Raw genomic sequence first — 21,373 nt, 5'->3', positions numbered from 1 at the left:
CGAGCTGCCTCAGGCAGCCGGCTTCTCGAAGGCCCTGGGGTCGAAGCCGCCGAGCTCCGCCAAGGGGATCACCTCGAAGCGGAGGTGCGGGCTCAGAGGGTTCCCGTACAGCAGGCTGTTCAACTCCTCGTGCGAGTCGACCTCGTAGATCAGCAGGCCGCCGGAGGCGCCGACCCGGATCCAGTTGTGCCGGATCACTCCCTTGTCGACCAGCCCGGTGATGTACGCGAAGCCTTCGGGCAGCCGACGCCGGAACTCGTCGGCGGGGATTCCGGTCGGGGACTGGGTCGCAAGGACGGCGAACAGCGCCATCGTTCCTCCAATGCTCGGGGTCTCGACGCGCCCGAGTCTCGGCCGAACCGGTCACCGACTCGTCGACGACGGGTGGAGCGGCCGGCCGGCCGTGACCAGGGCCCCTCGTCGGATGCTCGAACGGGGCGGGGCAGCCTTGACCCCGTGAATCTCCTGGTCACCGGAGCGGCCGGCTTCATCGGCTCGGCCTACGTCCGCAAACTGCTGTCCGACGATCCGGCCGTCGGCGTCACCGTGCTGGACCGGCTCACCTACGCGAGCACCCTCGACAACCTCGACGCGTCCCATCCCCGACTGGAGTTCGTCCACGGGGACATCTGCGACCCCGCGCTGGTCGACCGCCTGATGGCCGAGGCCGACCAGGTGGTGCACTTCGCCGCGGAATCGCACGTGGACCGCTCCATCGAGGGAGCGGAGCCCTTCGTCCGTACCAACGTCCTCGGCACCCAGACACTCCTCGACGCGGCCCTCCGCCACGGCGTCGGCCCCTTCGTTCATGTCTCCACCGACGAGGTCTACGGCTCCGTCGACGAGGGCGCCTGGACCGAGGACAGCCCGCTGAGCCCCAACTCCCCCTACGCGGCCTCCAAGGCCGCCTCCGACGTGCTGGCCCTGGCCCAGCACCGCACCCACGGCCTCGACGTCCGCGTCACCCGCTGCTCCAACAACTACGGGCCCCGCCAGTTCCCTGAGAAACTGATCCCGCTCTTCGTCACCAACCTGCTGGACGGCGAGCCGGTCCCGCTCTACGGCGAAGGCACGAACGTGCGTGAGTGGGTGCACGTCGAGGACCACTGTGCCGGAGTCGACCTGGTCCGCACCCGTGGCCGCGCGGGCGAGGTCTACCACCTCGGCGGCGGCACCGAACTGACCAACCGTGAACTGACCGGGCTGCTCCTCGACGCCTGCGGGGCCGACTGGAGCCGGGTCCGGCGCGTGCCCGACCGCAAGGGCCACGACCTGCGCTACGCCCTGGACGACGGCAAGGCCCGCGCCGAACTGGGCTACCGTCCCAGGTACGCCTTCGCCGACGGCCTCGCCGCCACCGTCGCCTGGTACCGCGACAACCGGGACTGGTGGGGGCCGCTCAAACGCCAGCTGCGCGGCCCGGCGGCCACCCCGGACCGGACCCCGCGATGAGGTGGCTGGTCACCGGCGCGGGCGGGCTCCTCGGCCACGAGGTCACGAAGGCCCTGGCGGCCGAGGGCGCGGACGCGGTCGGCCTTGACCGGCGCGCGCTGGACATCACCGACCCGGGTGCGGTCGCCGAGGTCTTCGCCCGGCACCGCCCCGACCTCCTGGTCAACTGCGCCGCCTACACGGCCGTGGAGGCCGCCGAGACCGACGAGGACGGGGCCCTCCGCGTCAACGGGGACGGCCCCCGACACCTGGCCGCCCTCTGCGCCCGCCACGACACCCGCCTGCTGCACCTCTCCACCGACTACGTCTTCTCCGGCGATGCCAGGTCCCCGTACGCCGAGGACCACCCCACGGCCCCCCGCAACGCCTACGGGCGGAGCAAGCGGGCGGGCGAGCGGGCCGTCCTCGGCCTGCTGCCGGACCGTGGCGCGGTGGTCCGCACCGCCTGGCTCCACGGGGCACACGGGCCCAGCTTCGTCCGCGCCATGACCGAGAGGGCGCGGGCCGGCGGCCCCGTGGACGTCGTGGCCGACCAGGTGGGGCAGCCGACGTGGGCGGCGGACGTGGCGCGGCTCCTGCTCGCCCTCGGACACGCCCCGGGGGCGCGCGGGATCTTCCACGCCACCAACGCGGGCCGGGCCACCTGGTACGAGCTGGCGCGCGAGGTGTTCCGGCTCGTCGGTGCCGACCCCGACCGGGTGCGGCCGGTCCCCGGCGCCGCCTTCGGCGGGCGGGCCCCCCGGCCCACGTACACCGTCCTCGGACACGACCGCTGGCGCGAGGCCGGCATCCCGGCGCCGCGGCCCTGGCGCGAGGCCCTGGCCGAAGCCCTGGACCGACACATCTGACCGGCACATCTGACCGGCGCGCCCGACCGGTACGTCGCCGGTTCAGCCGGCCGACCGGTGACGCGCGGTCAGCTCCTCCAGCACCGGAACCAGCTCGGCGGGCGTGGGCATGGCCCGGACCTCCTCCCGCAACCGCGCCGCGTTCCGCGCGAACGACGGCTCGTCCAGCACCCGCGTCACCAGCTCGCGCAGCTCCTCCGGGGTGAGCGGACCGGCCCCGGAAGGCCGCACTCCCGCCCCCGACCGCTCGATCAGCTCCGCCCGAGGGTGGATGTCCCACAGGTCGTTGGGGACGACGACCTGCGGGACGCCGTGCACCAGCGCGTTCTGCGAGGTACCGAACCCGCCCTGGTGCACGATCGCCGAGCACGACGGCAGCAGCGCGTCCAACGGCACGAAGTCCACCGCCCGTACGTTGTCGGGCACGCGGCCGACCTTGGCCAGCTGCCCGCCGTCCAGGGTCGCCACCACCTCCGCGTCCAGCTCGCCCAGCGCCTCCAGGAGGGCCGGCACGGACGCCTGGTCACCGCCCATCACCTCACGGAAGGAGAGGCCGAGGGTGAGGCAGACCCGGCGCCGGGCGGGCGGCTCGCGCAGCCACTCCGGCAGCACCGCCCGCCCGTTGTACGGGACGTGCCGGACGGGGACCCACGGCAGCTCCGTGGGCGGACGCAGCGAGGCAGGGGTGGGGTCGACGGTCCACTGGCCGGTCACCAAATCCTCGCTGAACCCGCCGCCGTACCGGGCCGCCGTCCACTCCAGCCACTCGGCGAGTGGGTCCTCGCGCAGCTCCTCGGGCCGCGCGGCGAGCGACGTCAGGTGCCGCTCCCGCATGGTGCCCACCAGGTCGAGCCCGTAGAGGAGACGCGCGTGCGCCGCCCCGCAGGCATGGGCGGCGATCGACCCGCCCATCATGAGCGTGTCCCAGACCACCAGGTCGGGCCGCCATCGACGGGTCAGCGCGACCAGGTCGTCCACGGTCTCCTCGGCCGCGAAGTTCTGGAAGATGGCCGAGGTCATCACCGTGAAGAGGCCGTCCAGGAAGTCGGGGGTCAGCCGCTCGGGCCGGTCCTCCGCCATCCGCATCAGCTCCTGGGCGTCGGGCGGCTCTGTCAGCCGCTCGGCCGCCTTCTCCTGCCGACGCCGCAGCTCCTCCACGGACTCGTCCTGGGCCAGCGGGGGTCCCACCGGGGTCGCGGGCAGCCCGGCCGCGGTGATGGCGTCCAGCAGATCGGGCTGGCTGGCGACGCGCACCTCGTGGCCGGCGGCACGCAGGGCCCAGGCCAGCGGCACCTGGACGTAGAAGTGGGGACGGGCGGCCAGGGTCACAAACAGCACACGCATGGCGGCGAGGCTAGGGGCCGGGTCTCGACCGGGCCTCGACTCTCGTTGGTGCCCCGTCGGGGGCGTCGAGCCGCCGTCAGCGGGCCGGCAGCCAGGCCTCGTCGTCGGTGGCGTGCGCCAGGACGCGCTGGAGGAGCCGCCGCAGGGTCTCGGCCTCCTCCGGGCTGAGATCGCCGAGCAGCTCCGCCTCCACCCGCTCCAGCGGCCCGTCGATCCGGGTCAGCAGATACTGCGCCGTGTCGGTGATCTCCAGCCGGCGCGAGCGGTCGTCGGCGCCGGGGCGGCGACGCACATGGCCCGCCTCCACGAGCTCGTTGACCAGTTGGTGCACCGACTGCCGGGCGATGCCGAGCTGGCGGGCCAGTTCCGCCATCGTCAGCTCGGGTTCCAGCGCGAGCTGGGTGAGCAGGCCGTACTGACGCACAGTCAGGTCGTAGTCGGTCAGCCGCTCGTCGACCCGACGCGTCGCCACCGTGCTCGCCACGGCTAAGAGATAGGGGATGTGGGTCCTCACCAGGGATTCACCTCGACCGTGCGGAGACCGTGATCTTCTCCGTCCGACGGTATGTCATGAGGCGCCGCGCCGCCCGGGAGACCGATGCGCGGCGACCAGCCGTTCCAGGGTCGGGACGATCTCCCCGGGCGTCGGCGTCCCGAGCATCTCGGCGCGGACCCGGGCCGCGTTCCGCGCGAACGACCCGTCGTCGAGCACCCGCGTCACCATCGCGCGCAGCCGGCCGGCCGTCAGCTCCTCCGGCGGGCAGGCCAGCGCCACCCCGGCCGCCCGGGCCCGCTTCGCTCGCGGGGTGTTGCACCACATGCGGGCCGGGACCACGACCTGGGGTATGCCGTGGGCCAGGGCGGTCAGGAACGTACCGGCCCCGCCGTGGTGGATGATCGCCGAGCAGCTCGGCAACAGCTCGTTCAGCGGTACGAAGTCGACCGCCCGTACGTTCGGCGGCAGCGGGCCCAACGCGGCGAGCTGTTCGGCGTTGAGCGTGGCCACCACCTCGACGTCCAGATCGGCCACCGCCGCCAGCAGCTCCCCGACCGAGGCCTGGTCCTCGCCGACCACCTCCCGGAAGGAGACGCCGAGGGTCAGACAGATCCGGCGCCTGCCGGGAGTCTCGTCCAGCCAACCGGGCACGACCGCGGTGCCGTTGTACGGCACGTACCGCACCGGGACGCGGGGGACGTGGAGGGGCAGGGCGAGGGAGGTGGGGACCGGGTCGACGGTCCACTGGCCCACCACCAGCTCCTCGTCGAACCCCCGGCCGGGGCCTTCCAGACCGTGCCGCTCCAGGACGTGCCCCAGCCACTCCTCCAGCGGATCGTCCCGCAGCTCCGCGGGCAGCCGGTCGAGGACGTCCCGGTAGCGCTCGCGCAACAGGCCCACCAGGTCGAGCCCGAACATCAGCCGGGCGTGCGCGGCGCCGGAGGCGCGGGCGGCGACCGGACCGGCGTAGCTCATGGTGTCCCAGACGATCAGGTCGGGCCGCCAGTCCCGGGCGTACGCGACCAGGTCGTCGATCATGCGGTCCGGCACCGTGTTCCGATGCACCAGCGGCGTCCACGCCGCGAACACCCCGTGCAGATGCTCCGGAGTCAGCCGCTCGGGGCGTAGCTCGCCCGGATCGAGGACCCGCAGCCAGGCGTCGTCGCGCAGCTCGTCCACCAGGTCCGTGTCGTCCGGGTTCATCTTGGCCGCCACGTGCAGGGGATCGCCGACCGGCACCGCCGTCAGACCGGCCCGGGCGATGTCCTCGGCCACGTCCGGCTGGGTCGCGACGCGGATCTCGTGACCGGCCGCGCGCAGCGCCCACGCGAGCGGGACCTGAGCGGCCACATGGGTGGCGGCGGCGAACGGCTGGAACAGGACGCGCATCGGTGCTCCCTCTCGGACGTACGGCGTCGGTCGACGGACGGGATCAGGTGAGGGAGAGCCCGCCGTCCACCGGAACCACCGTCCCGTTGGCGTAGGCGGCCTCCGGCCGGGTGAGCTGGACGATCCACCAGGCCATCTCCTCGGGGCGGCCGACCCGGCCGCTCGGGGTCCGGTGGGCGATCTCCCTCAGGAAGGCCGCGTACTCCGGGTCGGCGCCGCTCCGTTCGGGCCCGCCGGGTCCGGCGATGTCGGTCACGCCGGGAGCGAGTCCCACGACCCGGATGCCGCGCGGGGCCAGCTCGACGGCCCAGGTGCGGGTGAGGAAGTCCAGGGCGGCCTTCGCGGCCCCGTACAGGCCGTTGTCCGGCCAGGACCGCAGGCCGACCGCCCCGGAGGAGCCGATGTTCACCACGGTGCCGGACCGCTGCGCCAGGGGCTCCAGCGCGGCCCGGGTGAGCAGGATCGGGGCCAGGAGGTTGGTGTGGAGCTGCCGTTCGGCCTCCGCCCGGTCCAGGGCGGCCAGCGGGCGGTATCCCATCGCGGCCGCGTTGTTCACCAGGACGTCGAGCCGGCCGAGGACGTCCAGGGCCGTCCCGACGATCCGGTCGGGTGCGTCCGGCGCGGTGACGTCGGCGACCAGAGCCGTGATGCTCGGGTGCCCGCCGGCGGTCTCGGCCACGGTGGCCTCGGTGCGGCCGACGACGAGCACCCGGTCGCCCCGCTCGGCGAAGGCGCGGGCCGTGGCCCGGCCGATGCCGGTGCCGCCGCCGGTGATGACGATCCCGCGCGCGAAGCCGTCCCCGGACGGCTCCGCGCTGTCGATTCCCTCGGTTCGCGTGGTCATGTCCGGCAGCATCGGCAGCGGCCCTCGCAAGCTTCTCGACGCCCGAGCAGCGAAGCGGACCAGCGAGGCCCGGCCGCCGTGGCCGGCGCCGGTCGCCCGGTCGCCGGGCTCAGCCGCCCATCGCCGATGCGACCAGTTCCGTGGCGAGCGCCGCCGGTGACGGCGCCTCCGCGACCTCCTCTCGGAGCCGAACGGCCGCCGCCCGGTGGGCGCCGTCCTCGATCAGCCGCTCGACACCGGCCCGTATCGTCGCCTCGTCCGCCAGGTGCCCGGGCGTGTGCAGCGCCGCACCGGTGGCGGCCACCCGCTCCCCGGTCACCTGCTGCTCCGCCGCGAAAGTCGCGACGAACTGCGGCACCCCCGCCCACAGAGCGGTCAGCGCGCTGCCGCTGCCCCCGTGGTGCACGACGGCGTCACACCCCGGCAACACGGCGGCCAGCGGCAGGTTCTCCACCACCCGGACCGAGGCGGGCACGTCGCCGAGCGCGGCCACGTCTCGCGCCGTCGCGGTCAGCACGACCTCGGCGTCCAGGCCGTCGAGGGCGGCGACGATCCGCGGGAGCAGATAGGAGTCGGGCCCGGAGACCGTGGACAGGGCGGTGGACCAGGTCACACAGACCCGGCGACCCTCCGGCGGCCGGGCGGTCCACGCCGGGGCAGGACCGGCGCCGTTGTACGGGACGTAGCGGACGGGCAGCCGTTCGGCCTCGACCGGCACCTTCAGCGACGGCGGGTTGGGGTCCACCACCCGCTCGATCATGCTCACGTCGAACGTGCCCAGACCGTACCGGGGGAACGCGCCGCTGTGATCGGTGGGGAGGATCCGCATGTGGTCGGGGTCGTGCGGGCTCGCCGGGCCCCACAGACACAGCGCCGCCGGAACCTCCAGCACCTTCGCCACGAGCAGCCCCTCAAGGCTCCCGGGATCGTGCAGGACCAGCCGCGGCCCCCAGTCCCGGGCGTACGCCACGGCCGCGTCGAAGCTCCGGGCGGCCGAGTCCGCCAGCTCCGGAGCGATCTCCCGCTCGAAGCGAGCGGTGTCGAACGCGTCGAGGTGGTCGACGCGTTCACCGGTCAGCGGGTGCGGAGGCAGCCACGGGTACGGCCAGATCCCCGCCACCGCCTCCGCGTGGTATTGCAGGCGCAGCCGCAGGACCTCCTCCATCCCCCCGAGGACCGGGACGGGCACCAGCCCGGCCCGGCCCACGGCGGCAGCCTGCCCGGGTGCGCACAGCACCCGGACCTCGTGGCCCGCCGCCTGGAGGGCCCAGCCCAGGGGCACCATGGCCGCGTACTGGGTGGGCCACGAGGACACGGTGAACAGAACGCGCACGATCGATTCCCTTCGTCTCGCTCGGCGCCGGGTCACTTGGCGCCGAGGGCGGTCCACACGTCGGCGTCCATCCACGCCGGCAGGGTGTCCTCGCCGTTGGTCCCCTTCTCCACGAAGACGATGTTGTGGTACGCGTGCACGCCGGTGACCGTGCTCTGGGTCGGGGTGGGACGGGTGACCGCGGGATCCCGGTGCTCCCGGTGGTGAAGGTCGTCGATCAGCCCCTTGACCAGCCCGAGCGAGGTGTCGGGGCCGGCGACTCCACCCGCGCTGCCGCCGAAGTCGGTGAAGTAGGCGGTCTGCAGGTCCTCGATCACGTAGAGGCCGCCGGGGCGCACGTACGGGAACAGGGCCCGGAACGAGGTCCGCACGTGCTCGTTCACATGACTGCCGTCGTCGATGACGATGTCGAACGGTCCGTGGTCCCGCGCCAACGCGGTCAGGTACTCCGGGTCGTTCTGGTCGCCGACGAGCGCCGTGAGCCGGGGCTCGGTCAGCGCGGTCTTGTCGTAGATGTCCAGGCCGAAGACGGTGCCCCGGGGGAAGTACCGCTTCCACATCTTCAGCGAGCCGCCGCCGAGGTCGTCGTCGAAGCCGCCGATCCCGATCTCCAGGACACGCACCGGCCGGTCCCGGTACGGGGCGAAGTGGCGCTCGTAGTGGGCGGTGTACCAGTGGAAACTGGCCCACTTGTCCGAGCCGTAGCGGATGGACAGCTCGCCCAGATCGGGGCAGCGCCCCGTGCAGCCGGCCATCAGCGTGGCCGTGGCCTGGGACGCCGCGCGCAGCACGGTGTTCATCTCGGCGAGGAGTTCGCGCACCTGCTCCGGGTCCTCGGGCGTGGGCACGAAGGAGTTGCGGAAGTCCCCGGTGCGCGGGGAGTCCGCCGGCCCGAAGAGCCGGCGGACCAGCCCCGCGGCGGTGAAGGTCACCCGAGAGCGCACCCGCGCGGAGTCGTCCTCGACGACCCGGATCGGCTCGTCGCGCACCATGCGCAGCGCGACGCCGTGCCGTTCCCCGCCGTGCGTGACGTCCAGGGCCACGTCGACGGAGGCGGTGTTGGCCGGCTCCGGGCAGCGGAAGAGCACCTCCTCGACGAGGACGCGCGCCACCTCGGCCAGACCGACGTCCTTGAGCAGGGCGTCGATCTCGTCGTCGGAGCCGGCTCCGGCTCGGATCAGTCGTCGGATCACTGCGTTCTGTGCGGCATCCACCATGACGGCGTTCCCATCGGTCCACGGAGAGGGTCACGGACACCGTCTGCGGGTCTCCTGGAAACCCGCTCAACCGCCACTGAACGCCGCCACCGGCGAGGCGCCTTCGGACGCGGCCTAGAAGTCCGCGCGGTGGTCGGCCACCCACTGGGCGAAGGTACGGGCGGGCCGTCCCGTGACCTGTTCGGCGGTCGGCCCCACCGGCACGTCCACCGGGTCCTGGAGCAGCCAGTCCACGGCCTCCGCCGGCATGCCCTGCCCGAGCCACAGGGCGCGGGCCCCGTCCACCGTCAGCTCGTCGAAGCGGATCGCGCGGCCGAGGGCCTCGCCGAGGTCGCGCACCTGCTCGTACTTGGTCAGGGACTGGGGCCCGGCGAAGGAATACGCCTTGCCCACGTGCCCGTCCTCCAGCAGCGCGGCCAGCGCCACGTCGGCGATGTCGGCCTCGTGGACGGGGGCGCTGCGGGTGCCTCCGAACGGTGCGCGGACCACGTTCTCGGCCCGGATCGAAGGGGCCCACCAGCTCAGCACGTTGGCCATGAACTCGCCGGGCCTGACGTGCGTCCACTCCAGGCCGGACGCCTCCACGGCGCGTTCCACCGCGGTGTGGTGGTCGCCGCTGTAGTCGCCGTCGGCGTACTCGGCCGACACCGAGGAGAGCACGACGATCCGCCGTACGCCCGCCGTCGCCGCCCGCGCGGTGAACTCCTCGGCGGTGCCGGGCAGGGGGAAGAGGTACACCCGGTCGACGCCGGCGAGGGCCGCGTCCAGGCTCGCCGGATCGGCCAGGTCGCCGCGGACCACCTCCACCCCGGCCGGCAGCGCCGCCTTCTCCGGGGCACGGGTCATCGCCCGCACCCGTACGCCCGCCGCCAGCAGCCCCGTCACCACGTGCCGGCCCACGTTCCCCGTGGCACCCGTCACCAGAACGGTCATCTCGCTTCTCCTTCGCTTCTCGTCAGGGCACCGAGCCCTTCGGTGCCGCTGTCCTGTCCTGCGGCGGGCACGGACCCGCCGACGTTTCCGGGCCGTCCTGACGGACGGCTCGAACCGCGGTCGACACGGGCCGTCCAGCGCATGTCGAGCGCCCGTTGCCACCCTCGTGCCGCGTACGCACACTCGATGTCACGATCCGGGAGGGACCATGACCGGCACCGAAGGACGGGTCGCCGTCGTCACCGGGGCGACCAGCGGTATCGGCCTCGCCGTGGCGCGATCGCTGGGCCGGGACGGGCTGCGGATCTTTCTCTGCGCCCGTGACGCCGACGCGGTCGCGCAGACCGTCAAACTGCTGCGCGAGGAAGGCGTGGACGCCGACGGGCAGGCCTGCGACGTGCGCTCCACCGAGCAGGTGAACGCCTTCGTACGCGCCGCGGTCGACCGGTACGGCTCGGTCGACGTCCTCGTCAACAACGCGGGCCGCAGCGGGGGCGGGCCCACCGCCGAGCTCACGGACGAGCTGTGGCTCGACGTCATGGACACCAACCTCCACAGCGTGCTCCGGGTGACCCGGGCCGCCCTGACCGCCGGAGGCATGCTCGAGCGCGGCTGGGGCCGGATCGTCAACATCGCGTCCACCGGCGGCAAGCAGGGTGTGGTGCTCGGCGCCCCTTACTCGGCCTCCAAGCACGGTGTCGTCGGCTTCACCAAGGCGCTGGGCCTCGAACTGGCCAAGACCGGCGTCACCGTCAACGCGGTCTGCCCGGGGTACGTCGAGACGCCCATGGCCGAGCGGGTCCGCGCCGGGTACGCGGTGGCGTGGGACACCACCCCCGAGGCGGTGCTCGAACGCTTCGAGGCGAAAATCCCGTTGGGCCGGTACACCGCCCCCCAGGAGGTGGCGGGCCTGGTCGGCTATCTGATCGGCGACACGGCCGCGTCGATCACCGCCCAGGCCCTCAACGTCTGCGGAGGCCTCGGCAACTACTGATCAAGGCCGGTCACGGGCGGCAACCGCGCACCTCGGTCTGCCCGTTCACCGCCGACCCGCCGACCCGCCGACCCGCCGACCCGGTCCCGTCACATCGGATCGTCTCCTCGGCGCACGTCCGGATCCGGGTCGGCGGGCGTCCCCTTGAGCTCGTGGAAGCCGGGGGTGCCCGCCACCAGCAGCGTCCCGTCCCACAGCCGTCCCGCTTCCTCCCCGCGCGGCAGGCGGGACAGGACCGGCCCGAAGAAGGCCAGCGGAGGGAGGCCCGGCTCCGCCGGGTCCGTCACCGCGACGACCGGCGTCCCGGGGCGCGGGCCGAGGAGCCGCACGGCCTCGGCGTGCGAGGACCGCAGCTCCCCGTCGTACGCGGTCGAGCCGCCGGCCGCCGCCAGGTCGGCCGGCAGCCCGGCGTCGGCCAGGGCGTCGGCCGGATCGTTGATCCATTTCTTGCTCCTTCCGGCGTCCCCGCCGGTGCCCGAGTCTGCCCAGAGGGCGGCGTGGAAGCGGGCCAGCGCCTCCTGCCCGTGGTGGTGTAGGACGGCCGTGCCGATCCGCACCGGCACCATGAGGAACCCCGTGGGATCTCCCTCGGGATCGTCGTCGGACCCCTCGTTGAGGATGGCCAGGCTCATCAGGTGCCGGCGCAGGTGGAGCGGGCGCACCCGGGCCGCCTCCTGCAACCAGCGGGAGGTGAGCCAGGTGTACGGGCAGGCGGGGTCGAGCCACACGTCCACGGTGCGCGGGCCGGGGGGCCGGACGGCCGGAACGGCTTCGGCGGTCACGGGTGGGGTGCTCCTTCCGGTCGTTCGAGAGGGCCGGGTGCGCGGGCGTCGCGTCACACGGTGGCGTTGCGCATGCCGCGGATGCCCGCGACGACCCCCAGGACTGCGATGGCCGCCGCCGCGACGATCCCGTACAGGACGCCCGCCTCGGCGAACCGACCGTCGAACAGGGTGCGTTCGGCCTCGACCACGTAGGTCACGGGGTTGATCCGGCTGAGGACGTAGAGCCAGGCCGGCGCGGAGGCCTCGGTGATGGGCAGCAGGACCCCGGAGAGCAGCAGCAGCGGGAAGAAGATCACCTGCTGGACCCCGTAGAACAGGGTCTGCTGCTTGCGGGAGTGGAGCGCGAGGGTGAAGGAGAGGGCCCCGATCCCGACGCCGAAGACGGTCAGCAGCGCCAGTCCGGCCAGGGCGCCGAGCGGGTGCAGCCGGAAGTCGGTCGGCAGCAGCAGGACGAGGATCAGCACGGCCTGTGCCAGCAGGACGACGACTTCCTTGAGGGCCCGGCCGACGAGCATCGAGGCCCGGTTGAGCGGGGTGACGAGCATCCGCTCGAAGGCGCCCGAGGACATCTCGTTGAGGAGCGAGGCGCCGGCCCCCGCGGTGGCGGAGAGGCCGAGCAGGACGAGCATGCCGGGCACGAACCACTGCCAGGGGGAGCCCGTGCCCGTGCCCCCGCCGGCGCCCATGTCCGTGAGCAGGGGCGCGAAGAGGGCGAGGAAGAGGAAGGGCAGCATCATCGTGAAGAGGAGCCCCGCGGGCTGCCGCAGCTCGGGCCCCAGTTCGCGGGCGAACGCGGTCCGGGTGTCGGTGATCACCTTCATGGTCAGGCTCCGTCGTGCGTGGTGGTCGGGGCGGTGGCGTCGGAGCTCTCCCGCAGGGTGCGGCCGGTGAGGGAGAGGAAGACGTCGTCGAGGGTGGGGCGGGTGAGCCGGGCGGTGATCGCCCGTACCCCGGCCGTCTCCAGGTTTCGCAGCAGGAGCGGAAGTTGGGTGTCGCCGTGCGGTGCGCGCACCCGCACCTCGGTTCCTTCGGCGGTCACCTCGTGGACGGTGGGCAGGGCGCGGGCGAGTTCGACGGCCCGGTCCGCGTCGGCGCGGTCGGCGGTCCCCACGGTGATGCGGTCTCCGGCCAGGTCGGCCTTGAGCTGCTCCGGGGAGCCGTCGGCGATCACCCGGCCGTGGTCGACGACCATCACCCGTTCGGCCCAGAGGTCGGCCTCCTCCAGGTAGTGGCTGGTGAAGACGACGGTGGTGCCGAGCTCCTTGTGCAGCCGCAGCACGTGTTCCCAGATGTTGGCGCGGCTGTGCGGGTCGAGTCCGGTGGTGGGCTCGTCGAGGAAGAGCAGTTCCGGCTCGTGGACCAGGGCCATGGCGATGTCCAGGCGGCGGCGCTGGCCGCCCGACAGGGTGCCGACCGTCCGCTGGGCCAGGCCCTCCAGTTCGAGGGCGGTGAGCAGGCGCTCGGCCCGCGCGCGGGACTCGGCGCGGCCGAGACCGTAGGCGCGGCCCTGGGTGACGAGTTCGTCGGCGACCCGGAAGTTGCTGCCCGCGCTGTTTCCCTGGCCGAGGTAGCCGATGCGGTGGCGTACGGCGGCGGGGTCGGCCACGACGTCGTGGCCGGCGACGACGGCGGTGCCCGAGGACGGCGGAAGCAGGGTGGTCAGCATCCGCAGACTGGTGGTCTTGCCGGCGCCGTTCGGCCCGAGGAAGGCGACCACGGAGCCGGCTTCGATGTCGAGGTCGAGACCGCGCACGGCTTCGACGGTCTCTCCCTTGGCGCGGAAACTGCGGGTGAGCCCGCGGGTGTGGATCATGGGTTCTCCCGTAGAGGTTCATGGAGGGGTGTCACGGGGTTACGGGCTGCGCGGGGACCGGCCGGCTCGGTCCCGGGCAGGTTGAGGGAAGGGCAGATGCTCTGGGCCCTTGACTTCTTCGAGCTTAGAAGCGTTAATCACGTCTTTGTCAGCTTCCTTGACGGTTTCGATCCGCCCTTCGATCCGCCCTTCGAACGGGGCGCCGCGGCGCGTACCAGCGCCTCTCCACCGACCTGCCAGCGACCTGCCAGGGACCGCCTCCAGGCTGGCCGCCGACATGGCGAACGGCCGCGGGCCGGACGGGAAGGTCGGTGTCCCTCTTGGTACGACTCACACGCAGACGAATGCTGGGGCTCTCGGCTGCCTCCGGGAGCGCCGCGCTCCTCGGTGGCCCGGCCGCCGCCGCGTCCCCGGCCGGCCCACCCGGTGCCCCACCGGCCGGCCCGCCTGCCGTCACGGGCCCGCCGGCCCTGGGCCCGGTCGTGCTCGGGCCGGACGATCCCCGGTACGTCGAGCTCACCAGGCGTGGGTACAACGGCCGGTTCACGGGCTCCCCGGACGTGGTGCACCTGGTCGGCTCGGCCGACCAGGTGGTCCGGGCGGTGGAGGAGGCGGCCCGCGCGGGCAGGCGGATCGCGGTCCGCAGCGGCGGACACTGCTTCGAGAACTTCGTGGACGACCCCGCCGTACGGGCCCTGATCGACGTCTCAGAGATGGCGGCCGTCTCCTACGACCCGGAGCGTCGGGTCTACGCCGTCGAGTCCGGCGCCACGCTCGGGCGGGTCTACCGGACCTTCTATCTCGGGTGGGGCGTGACCCTGCCCGGCGGCGGTTGTCCGGCGGTCGGAGTCGGGGGCCATGTCGCCGGCGGCGGGTACGGGGCGCTCTCCCGGCGGTACGGGCTGGTCGTCGACCACCTGTACGGGGTCGAGGTGGTCGTCGCCGACCGGTCGGGCAGGGCTCGACAGGTCACCGTCACCCGAGACTCGACCGGCGCCGAGCGCGAGCTGTGGTGGGCCCACACCGGCGGTGGCGGAGGCAACTTCGGCGTCGTCACCCGCTATCTGTTCCGCTCGCCCGGCGCCGCCGGAGCCCCGGGCGACCTGCTGCCCAGGCCGCCCGCCGCCGTGCGCTCGGTCTCCGTCGGCTGGCAGTGGCAGGACCTGGACCGGGAGGCCTTCACCCGGCTCCTGCGCGCCCACGGGGAGTGGCACCGACGGCACGCCGGACTCGACTCGCCCTACGCGGAGCTGTCGAGCGGGCTCACTCTGGGCCACCGGACGAACGGGCGGATCACGGTGGACGCCGCGCTCGACGTCGACCGACCGCGGTCGGAGGAACTCCTGGACGCCTTCGTCGCCGAGCTGACGGCTGCGGCCGGAGTCCCGCACACGACGGCCACGGCCACCACACCGTGGCTGAAGTCGGTCCTCGGAGGCGTGCAATGGCCCGGCGGGGCCCGGTTCAAGTCGAAGTCCACGCTGCTGCGGCAACCCTGGAACGACCGCCAGATCGGTGTGCTCCACGACCATCTCGGACGGGGCGGCGAGGAGTTCGCCACCGCCGCCGTCTACCTCACCTTCCTCGGCGGACGGATCAACGCGGTCGCCCCGGAGGTCACCGCCATGCCCCACCGGGACTGCCTCTTCAGCGCCGTGCACGAGACCCTCTGGGGCGAGGAGGAGCAGACCGAGCGCCAACTGGCATGGGTCCGGGGCCTCTACCGCGAACTCCATGCCGACACCGGCGGAGTCCCGGTGCCGAACGCGGCCAACGGCGGCGCCTACGTCAACTACCCCGACACCGATCTCGCCGACCCGCGGTGGAACACCTCCGGCGTGCCCTGGAGCACCCTCTACCACCGCGGTCAGTACGAGCGGCTGCGCCGGGTCAAGGAACGCTGGGACCCGCTCGACCTGTTCCACCACGCGCTGGGCGTCCGCCCGCCGGCCCGTCCGCCGGCCGGCTGACCGCCCCACCCCCGGCGGACCGGGCACCCCCCGTGCCGAGTTGTCGTCGAGTCTCCGACGAGAGGCGGCACCCAAGCTGGCTCCGCTCACCCCGAGCGGAGCCGGACGGAGGACCATGTCACAGTCCCGAACCCACCACACCGAGCACACGATCGCGGTGGCCGCGCCGGCGCGCCGCGTCTTCGACCTGATCGTCGACGTCGGCCGCTGGCCCGAGACCTTTCCGCCCACCGTGCACGTCGAACACGTCGAGCGGAGCGAGACCGAGGAGCGCATCCGGATCTGGGCCACCGCCAACGACGAGGTCAAGACCTGGACCTCGCGCCGGCTCCTCGACCACGACCGGCTCAGCGTCCGCTTCCGGCAGGAGGTCTCCCAGCCGCCCGTGGCCGCCATGGGCGGTGAGTGGATCGTCGAGGAGATCTCCGCCACCGAGAGCCGGGTACGGCTGCTCCACGACTTCCGGGCCGTCGCCGACGACCCCGAGAAGACGGCCTGGATTGAGCGGGCCGTCGACGGCAACAGCGGCGCCGAGCTGGCCGCGCTGCGCACCGCGGCCGAACAGGCCGAGGCCCGCGCCGACCTGGTCCTGACCTTCGAGGACACGGTCGAACTCACCGGCGGCGGCATCAAGGACGCCTACGCCTTCGTCAACGAGGCGGACCTCTGGCCCGAGCGGCTCCCGCACGTGGCCGACACCGCCATGACGGAGGACGTCCCCGGAGTGCAGACCCTTGAGATGGAGACCCGGTCACCGGACGGATCCACCCACACCACGGGCTCCGTCCGCATCTGCTTCCCCCACGACCGGATCGTCTACAAGCAGCTGCGCACCCCCGCCCTGATGACGGCCCACACCGGACGGTGGCTGTTCCAGGAGGACGCGCGGGGCGCACGGATCACCTCCGTCCACACCGTGGTTCTCAACGAGGAGGCCGTCCCGACCGTCCTGGGACCGGACGCCTCCCTCGCCGACGCCCGCGCGTTCGTGCGGAACGCCCTGAGCCGTAACAGCACGACCACCATGGAGCACGCCGTCGCCCACGCCCGTGGTCAGGGCGCCTGACGTAGCTCCGCCGGAAGCCACCGGACGACAAGGGAGGGGGAGGACCGGGTCACCCCGGTCCTCCCCCTCCCTTCGGCACGCCCCTCCTCACTCCTTCGCGCCGCCGAGCGTCGCGTGGGAGAGCCAGTCCACCGCGTCGGGGTAGGTGAACGGGTGCATGAACGCGCCCGCCCTGACGTCCCGGTAGAGCCGGGCCAGCGGATGGGACCCCGAGTAGGACGCGCCGCCGATCACCGACAGAGAGTCGGAGACGATCTCCGGCGCCAGCCGGTTCACCATCAGCTTGGCGCGCTGGAAGTCGAACATCATGCGTCGGCCGCGTTCCACCGGATCACCGTCGAACTCGTACGCCAGGTGGTCCGCCACCGAGAGCGTGCCCCCCACCGTGGTCCGCAGCGCGTACAACCGGGACTCGATCTCCGCCAGCAGGGTGCGCACGCCCGCCGAGGGCAACCCGCCCCGCCGGGTGAGCTCGGACACCACCAGGTCCCGGGCGGCCTGGGCCACACCCACGTAGATCCCCAGCATCGTGATCGAACTGACCGTCTGCCCGGCCAGCGCCGCGTCGTTCACTTCCCCGACCGGCCCGCGCAGGAACACGTCCTCGACCCCGATCGGGCAGTCCTCGAGCAGGATGTCCACGCTGCCCGAGGCCCGCATGCCGAGCCCGTCCCAGTTGTCGAGGACGGTCAGCCCCGGGGTCCAGCGCGGCAGGACGGCGGCGGCCGACCGCGTCACCCCCGCCACGTCCACGCGGGCCGAGATGACGAAGTCGGTCGCGATCGGTGCCATGCTCGCCAGGGTCTTGCGCCCCGACAGCAGCCAGCCGCCGTCCGGCGCCGGCCGCAGGCGGGTGACCACCCGGCCCCCGCCGGCGTCCTTCACCGTCGTGCACACCACCGCCTCGCCCGAGCCCATGCCCCGCAGCAGCCGCTCGGCCAGCGCCCGCGCCCGGTCGTCCGCGTACAGCCACTCGTGGGTGAGGGTCAGCCCCCGGCTGAGCTGCATGTGCAGTGCGAGCGCGGTGGACGCGTCCGCCTCGGCCACCGTCGCCAGGGCCAGAGCGACGTCGTGCAACGAGGCGACGCCCAGCCCGCCGAGCTCCGTCGGCACAGTGGCCCCGAGCACCCCGCTCGTGCGCAGCCCCTCGAACGCCTCGACCGGGAAGGTCCCGTCCCGGTCGTGCTGCCGGGCCCCGTCCCGCATCCGCGGAAGGTGACCGGTCAGCAGATCGAGCAGCGCTCCGCCCGAGGACGTCCTCGGGTCGCGCAGATCCGCCGTGACCGCCCGGTCCCTGTGGTGCGTCGCCATCGCGTTCCCCGCTTCCTTCACTCGACTCCGGTCGCCCGGTGCGATCGGGACGGTCCCGATGATGTCCGCAGCGGTTCGACGACCGTTGGAAAGCCACTGCCCCCTCTCTCGGAACCGGTCAGTCGCCCGTCTCCCGCAGATAGCGGTCCAAGGCGCGCCGGTGATAACCGGGCCCGAAGACCGCAGCGGCCGGCGCCGGCACCAGACTCCGCAACTTCGCCACCGACGGGCAGTGCGAGAAGGCACTCTCACCGCCGCCCACCACCTCCTCCACGGCCTCAAGCCCCAGCCGCAGCTGGAGATGGGCGACGATCTCCCGGACGTCCACACAGTCGCCGGAGGCCACGTTCACGGTCTCGTCACGGACCCCGGAGGCCAGCAGCCCGTCGACCAGAGTGACGAAGTCCGACACGTGCAGCAGATCGCGCCGGGCCCCCGGGTGGACCCGGACCCGCCCCGCACGCACCTGCGACACCAGGGCGGGCACCAGCCGGAACCCCGGCCCGTGCGGCCCCAGCACATAGGACAGGCGCAGGACCAGATGGGCCACGCCCGACTCCCGGACCACGGACTCCAGAGCGAACTTGTGCCGGCCGTAACGCGTGGTCGGGACGAGCGGATCGTCCTCGCGGCCACGGCAGCCCGGGCCGCCGTACATGCTCACCGTGGAGAAGAAGACCAGAAGTTCGCCCCGGCGCCGGCAGCGCGCGACCGTCTCGCGTACGAGTGCCGCCTCCCGCTCGTGCTCGGAGTCCGGCAGATGCTGGCGCGGAACGCCCGCCGCCAGCACCGTCACCCCGGGATGCGCCTCGCGCAACGGCCACAGATGCCGGGCGATGAAACCCTTGCCGATGATGTCCATGACCGCGTCACCCTAGGGCGCGGGTGCCATGCGCGCCTCGTGGCCGGCTCGACGGCCGGTCCGGTCCGAGCCACGGGAAGTCGAGGGGTGGTCGAGGACGCCTGCCTAGCGTCCTTCCCATGGTGGCGAGCATGACCGACGGGGCGTTGGGGCGCGTACTGCTGACCCTGCGCGGCGTCCAATGGATCCTGGGCACCAAAGGTGACCCGTACGCGCTGCTCCTCCGCGCGGCAGGAGACGACCGGGCCGAACTCGGCCGGAGCGTCCGCGCCCGGGGCTCCCTGTACTGGAGCAGCGCCGAGGCATGGGTAACGGCCGACCGCGCGGTGGTCTCCGCCGCGCTGGCCGACCGGCGCCTCACACCGCGGCCCCCCGGCACCGCGCACGGAGAGCCGCACGGCGATCCGGCCGGCGAACCCGCGCCCTGGGACGTGCCGACCCTGCGGGAGGCGCTTCCGCTGGCCGAACTCCCGGTCGCGCTGGACCGGGAGGAGTACGAGCGGCTGCGGCGATGGGCCGACCCCGTGCTCGGCGAGCGGGCGCTGCGCCCCTGGCGTGCGGCGGCCGTACGGGCCTACCGGAGCCGGGCGTCCGCGGTGGGGGAGCGGTTCGACCTGCTGGACGACCTGGTCCGGCCCGCCACCGTGGAGGCCGCGCGCACCTTGCTCGGTCTCCCGGAGCACCGGGCCGCCCGGTTCGCCGAGCTGTCGGCACAGCTCGGCGGCGTCCTGGACGCGACGCTCTGCCCGCCACGTCTGGACACGGCCCGCCGGTACCGCGCCGCGCTCCCGGAACTCCACGCCCTGCTCGCCGAGACGATCGCGGCGGCGGACACCCCCAGCGCCCTCGGCACCCCCGGCGGGCACGCCCTCGCCGGCTGGCTCACGACCCTCCCGGCCACCGAAGGTCGGGCCGCGCCCGCCGACGCCCTGACCGTGTGCGCCCTGCTGGCCCTGGTCGGCGTCGACGTCGCCACCACGCTGATCGCCGACGCGACCGCCCTCCTCCTCGACCACCCCGACCAGTGGAAGGCGCTCCGGAAGGACCCCGACCTCGCGCCCGCCGTCGTCGCGGAGACCCTGCGGTACGCGCCCCCCATCCGCCTGCACCGCCTGTACGCGCGCCAGGACCTGGGACTCGCCGGGACCCCGGTGGCGGCGGGGAGGAAGTCGTCCTGCTGATCGAGGCGGCCCACCGCGATCCGCGCCACCACCGCGATCCGGACCGCTTCGACATCCACCGGACCGCCCACGACCGGCACCCCCTCCCGGACGACGGCCACCTCGGCGGCCTCGTCGGCCCGGCAGCGCGCCTGGTGGCCGAGGCCGCCCTGCGGGCCCTCGCCGCCGACCTGCCCGAACTGGTCCGGACCGGCGAGATGGTCCGCCAGCTCCGATCCCCGATCACCGGCGGCGTACTCCGGTTCCCCGCCGCCCGCCAAGGCAACGTCCGGTCGTCGTCAGCGACCCGGACCCTATGAACCCCGAGGAAGGCCCCATGTGCCGTGTCTGTGGAGGACCCGTCCGTCAGTTCTTCGACTTCGGGCGCCAACCACTCTCCGACGCGTTTGTGGACCCCGCCCGCGTCGACGAGGAGTACTTCTACCGGCTCGCCATCGGCATCTGCGAGTCCTGCGGCATGACCCAGCTCCTGGACGAGGTGCCCCGGGACCGGATGTTCCACGAGGCCTACCCCTACCACTCGTCCGGCTCGGTCCACATGCGCCGCCACTTCGAGCAGACCGCGGGCCGGCTCTCCCGCGAACACCTGCGAGGCCCCGACCCCTTCGTCGTGGAGATCGGCTGCAACGACGGGGTGATGCTGCGGGCCCTGGCCAAGGAGGGCATCCGCCACCTCGGGGTCGAGCCATCCGGCGGTGTCGCCGAACTCGCCCGCCAGCAGGGGGTACGGGTCCGCACCGAGTTCTTCGAGGAGGCGACGGCCGCCGAGATCGTGGCGGCCGACGGCCCGGCCGACCTTATCTACTCGGCCAACACCATCTGCCACATCCCCTACCTCGACTCCGTCTTCCGAGGTCTCGACACCCTGCTGGCCCCGGACGGCGCCTTCGTCTTCGAGGATCCCTACCTCGGCGACATCCTCGAACGCACCTCGTTCGACCAGATCTACGACGAGCACTTCTACTTCTTCACCGTGGGCTCGGTCCAGACCGCCGCCGCCCGCTTCGGCTTCGAGGTCGTCGACGTCGAGCGGCTCCCGGTGCACGGCGGCGAGCTCCGCTACATCCTGAAGCGGGCCGGCCGGGGCACTCCCAGCCCCGCCGTGGCGGCGCTGCTCGCCGAGGAGGACCGCAGGGGGATCGGCACCCCCGAGGTCTTCCACGCCTTCGCCGCGGGGGTCGAACGCATCCGCACCGATCTGACCGGCCTCCTGCGGGAGTTGCGCGCCGACGGCAAGCGGATCGTCGGCTACGGCGCCACCGCCAAGAGCGCCACGGTGACCAACTTCTGCGGCATCGGACCCGAGTCGATCGACTGGGTCTGCGACGTGACCCCGGCCAAGCACGGGAAGCTCATGCCCGGCTCGCACATCCCGGTCCGCCCCACCGAGACGCTCGCCGACCCCTACCCGGACTACGCGCTCCTCTTCGCCTGGAACCACGCCGAGGAGATCATGGCCAAGGAGCGGCTTTTCCGCGAGTCCGGGGGGCGCTGGATCGTGTACGTGCCCGAGGTCCGCATTCTCTGACCACAGA

General features: G+C 73.2%; 20 protein-coding genes. 7 read left to right on the top strand and 13 right to left on the bottom strand.

Annotated features, from left to right (window positions below):
- Nucleotides 1-9: 9 nt before the first annotated feature.
- Nucleotides 10-312 (bottom strand): muconolactone Delta-isomerase family protein, encoded by a 303-nt coding sequence (locus BN1555_RS09350; RefSeq protein ID WP_093798937.1) that lies wholly within the window; start codon nt 310-312, stop codon nt 10-12.
- A 144-nt stretch (nt 313-456) separates the two neighbouring features.
- Between BN1555_RS09350 and rfbB the strand changes: the two genes are divergently transcribed.
- Both rfbB and rfbD read left to right on the top strand, forming a co-directional pair.
- Nucleotides 457-1,452: a dTDP-glucose 4,6-dehydratase gene (gene rfbB / locus BN1555_RS09345; RefSeq protein WP_093798936.1), complete on the top strand. Its 996-nt coding sequence runs from the start codon at nt 457-459 to the stop codon at nt 1,450-1,452.
- Nucleotides 1,449-2,300, top strand: a complete 852-nt coding sequence (gene rfbD / locus BN1555_RS09340; protein ID WP_093798935.1) for a dTDP-4-dehydrorhamnose reductase — start codon at nt 1,449-1,451, stop codon at nt 2,298-2,300. The genes rfbB and rfbD overlap by 4 nt, the downstream gene beginning before the upstream one ends.
- 42 nt (nt 2,301-2,342) lie before the next feature.
- On the opposite strand, the gene BN1555_RS09335 is transcribed toward rfbD, so the two are convergent.
- The 7 genes from BN1555_RS09335 to BN1555_RS09305 all read right to left on the bottom strand — a co-directional run bounded on the left by BN1555_RS09335 (nt 2,343) and on the right by BN1555_RS09305 (nt 9,856).
- Nucleotides 2,343-3,644: an activator-dependent family glycosyltransferase gene (locus tag BN1555_RS09335; RefSeq protein ID WP_093798934.1), complete on the bottom strand. Its 1,302-nt coding sequence runs from the start codon at nt 3,642-3,644 to the stop codon at nt 2,343-2,345.
- Nucleotides 3,645-3,720: 76 nt separating this feature from the next.
- Nucleotides 3,721-4,128, bottom strand: coding sequence for a MarR family winged helix-turn-helix transcriptional regulator (locus BN1555_RS09330; RefSeq protein WP_218058184.1), 408 nt, complete (start codon nt 4,126-4,128; stop codon nt 3,721-3,723).
- 84 nt (nt 4,129-4,212) lie between these two features.
- Nucleotides 4,213-5,529: an activator-dependent family glycosyltransferase gene (locus tag BN1555_RS09325; RefSeq protein WP_093798932.1), complete on the bottom strand. Its 1,317-nt coding sequence runs from the start codon at nt 5,527-5,529 to the stop codon at nt 4,213-4,215.
- 43 nt (nt 5,530-5,572) lie between these two features.
- On the bottom strand, nt 5,573-6,373 hold the full coding sequence (locus BN1555_RS09320; RefSeq protein ID WP_093803299.1) for an SDR family NAD(P)-dependent oxidoreductase: 801 nt from the start codon (nt 6,371-6,373) through the stop codon (nt 5,573-5,575).
- A gap of 109 nt (nt 6,374-6,482) precedes the next feature.
- The gene (locus BN1555_RS09315) at nt 6,483-7,706 is read right to left on the bottom strand and encodes a nucleotide disphospho-sugar-binding domain-containing protein (protein ID WP_093798931.1); all 1,224 of its coding nucleotides are present in this window, start codon (nt 7,704-7,706) and stop codon (nt 6,483-6,485) included.
- A 32-nt stretch (nt 7,707-7,738) separates the two neighbouring features.
- Nucleotides 7,739-8,923, bottom strand: coding sequence for a class I SAM-dependent methyltransferase (locus tag BN1555_RS09310; protein ID WP_093798930.1), 1,185 nt, complete (start codon nt 8,921-8,923; stop codon nt 7,739-7,741).
- 114 nt (nt 8,924-9,037) lie between these two features.
- Nucleotides 9,038-9,856 (bottom strand): NAD(P)H-binding protein, encoded by an 819-nt coding sequence (locus BN1555_RS09305; RefSeq protein WP_093798929.1) that lies wholly within the window; start codon nt 9,854-9,856, stop codon nt 9,038-9,040.
- A gap of 208 nt (nt 9,857-10,064) precedes the next feature.
- On the opposite strand from BN1555_RS09305, the gene BN1555_RS09300 reads away from it, so the two are divergent.
- A complete protein-coding gene (locus tag BN1555_RS09300; RefSeq protein ID WP_093798928.1) occupies nt 10,065-10,850 on the top strand; it encodes an SDR family NAD(P)-dependent oxidoreductase in 786 nt (261 codons plus the stop codon).
- 89 nt (nt 10,851-10,939) lie between these two features.
- Here the strand turns inward: BN1555_RS09300 and BN1555_RS09295 are convergent, their stop codons facing one another.
- Genes BN1555_RS09295 through BN1555_RS09285 form a run of 3 tightly spaced genes read right to left on the bottom strand, consistent with a single transcriptional unit; the run spans nt 10,940 to nt 13,448 of the window.
- Nucleotides 10,940-11,632: a mycothiol-dependent nitroreductase Rv2466c family protein gene (locus tag BN1555_RS09295; protein ID WP_093798927.1), complete on the bottom strand. Its 693-nt coding sequence runs from the start codon at nt 11,630-11,632 to the stop codon at nt 10,940-10,942.
- A gap of 53 nt (nt 11,633-11,685) precedes the next feature.
- A complete protein-coding gene (locus BN1555_RS09290; RefSeq protein WP_093798926.1) occupies nt 11,686-12,456 on the bottom strand; it encodes an ABC transporter permease in 771 nt (256 codons plus the stop codon).
- A 2-nt stretch (nt 12,457-12,458) separates the two neighbouring features.
- Nucleotides 12,459-13,448, bottom strand: coding sequence for an ATP-binding cassette domain-containing protein (locus tag BN1555_RS09285; RefSeq protein WP_093798925.1), 990 nt, complete (start codon nt 13,446-13,448; stop codon nt 12,459-12,461).
- Nucleotides 13,449-13,792: 344 nt separating this feature from the next.
- On the opposite strand from BN1555_RS09285, the gene BN1555_RS09280 reads away from it, so the two are divergent.
- Nucleotides 13,793-15,418 carry an FAD-binding oxidoreductase gene (locus tag BN1555_RS09280; RefSeq protein WP_176710005.1) on the top strand — a complete coding sequence of 542 codons (1,626 nt, stop codon included), beginning with the start codon at nt 13,793-13,795 and terminating at the stop codon, nt 15,416-15,418.
- A 115-nt stretch (nt 15,419-15,533) separates the two neighbouring features.
- Nucleotides 15,534-16,484 carry an aromatase/cyclase gene (locus tag BN1555_RS09275; RefSeq protein ID WP_093798924.1) on the top strand — a complete coding sequence of 317 codons (951 nt, stop codon included), beginning with the start codon at nt 15,534-15,536 and terminating at the stop codon, nt 16,482-16,484.
- Nucleotides 16,485-16,571: 87 nt separating this feature from the next.
- Here the strand turns inward: BN1555_RS09275 and BN1555_RS09270 are convergent, their stop codons facing one another.
- Together BN1555_RS09270 and BN1555_RS09265 are read right to left on the bottom strand one after the other, a co-directional pair.
- Entirely contained in the window at nt 16,572-17,795 is a 1,224-nt protein-coding gene (locus BN1555_RS09270; protein ID WP_093798923.1) for an acyl-CoA dehydrogenase family protein, read from the bottom strand.
- 118 nt (nt 17,796-17,913) lie between these two features.
- The gene (locus BN1555_RS09265; protein WP_093798922.1) at nt 17,914-18,657 is read right to left on the bottom strand and encodes an NAD-dependent epimerase/dehydratase family protein; all 744 of its coding nucleotides are present in this window, start codon (nt 18,655-18,657) and stop codon (nt 17,914-17,916) included.
- A 119-nt stretch (nt 18,658-18,776) separates the two neighbouring features.
- On the opposite strand from BN1555_RS09265, the gene BN1555_RS09260 reads away from it, so the two are divergent.
- Both BN1555_RS09260 and BN1555_RS09255 read left to right on the top strand, forming a co-directional pair.
- Nucleotides 18,777-19,838, top strand: coding sequence for a cytochrome P450 family protein (locus tag BN1555_RS09260; protein ID WP_093798921.1), 1,062 nt, complete (start codon nt 18,777-18,779; stop codon nt 19,836-19,838).
- Nucleotides 19,839-20,154: 316 nt separating this feature from the next.
- Nucleotides 20,155-21,366 carry a class I SAM-dependent methyltransferase gene (locus BN1555_RS09255; RefSeq protein WP_093798920.1) on the top strand — a complete coding sequence of 404 codons (1,212 nt, stop codon included), beginning with the start codon at nt 20,155-20,157 and terminating at the stop codon, nt 21,364-21,366.
- The last annotated feature ends 7 nt before the right edge of the window (nt 21,367-21,373 follow it).

This window comes from Streptomyces sp. Wb2n-11 (assembly GCF_001049855.1).
Classification (GTDB): Bacteria; Actinomycetota; Actinomycetes; order Streptomycetales; family Streptomycetaceae; genus Streptomyces; species Streptomyces altiplanensis.
This window is presented reverse-complemented; position numbering and strand designations above follow the sequence as displayed.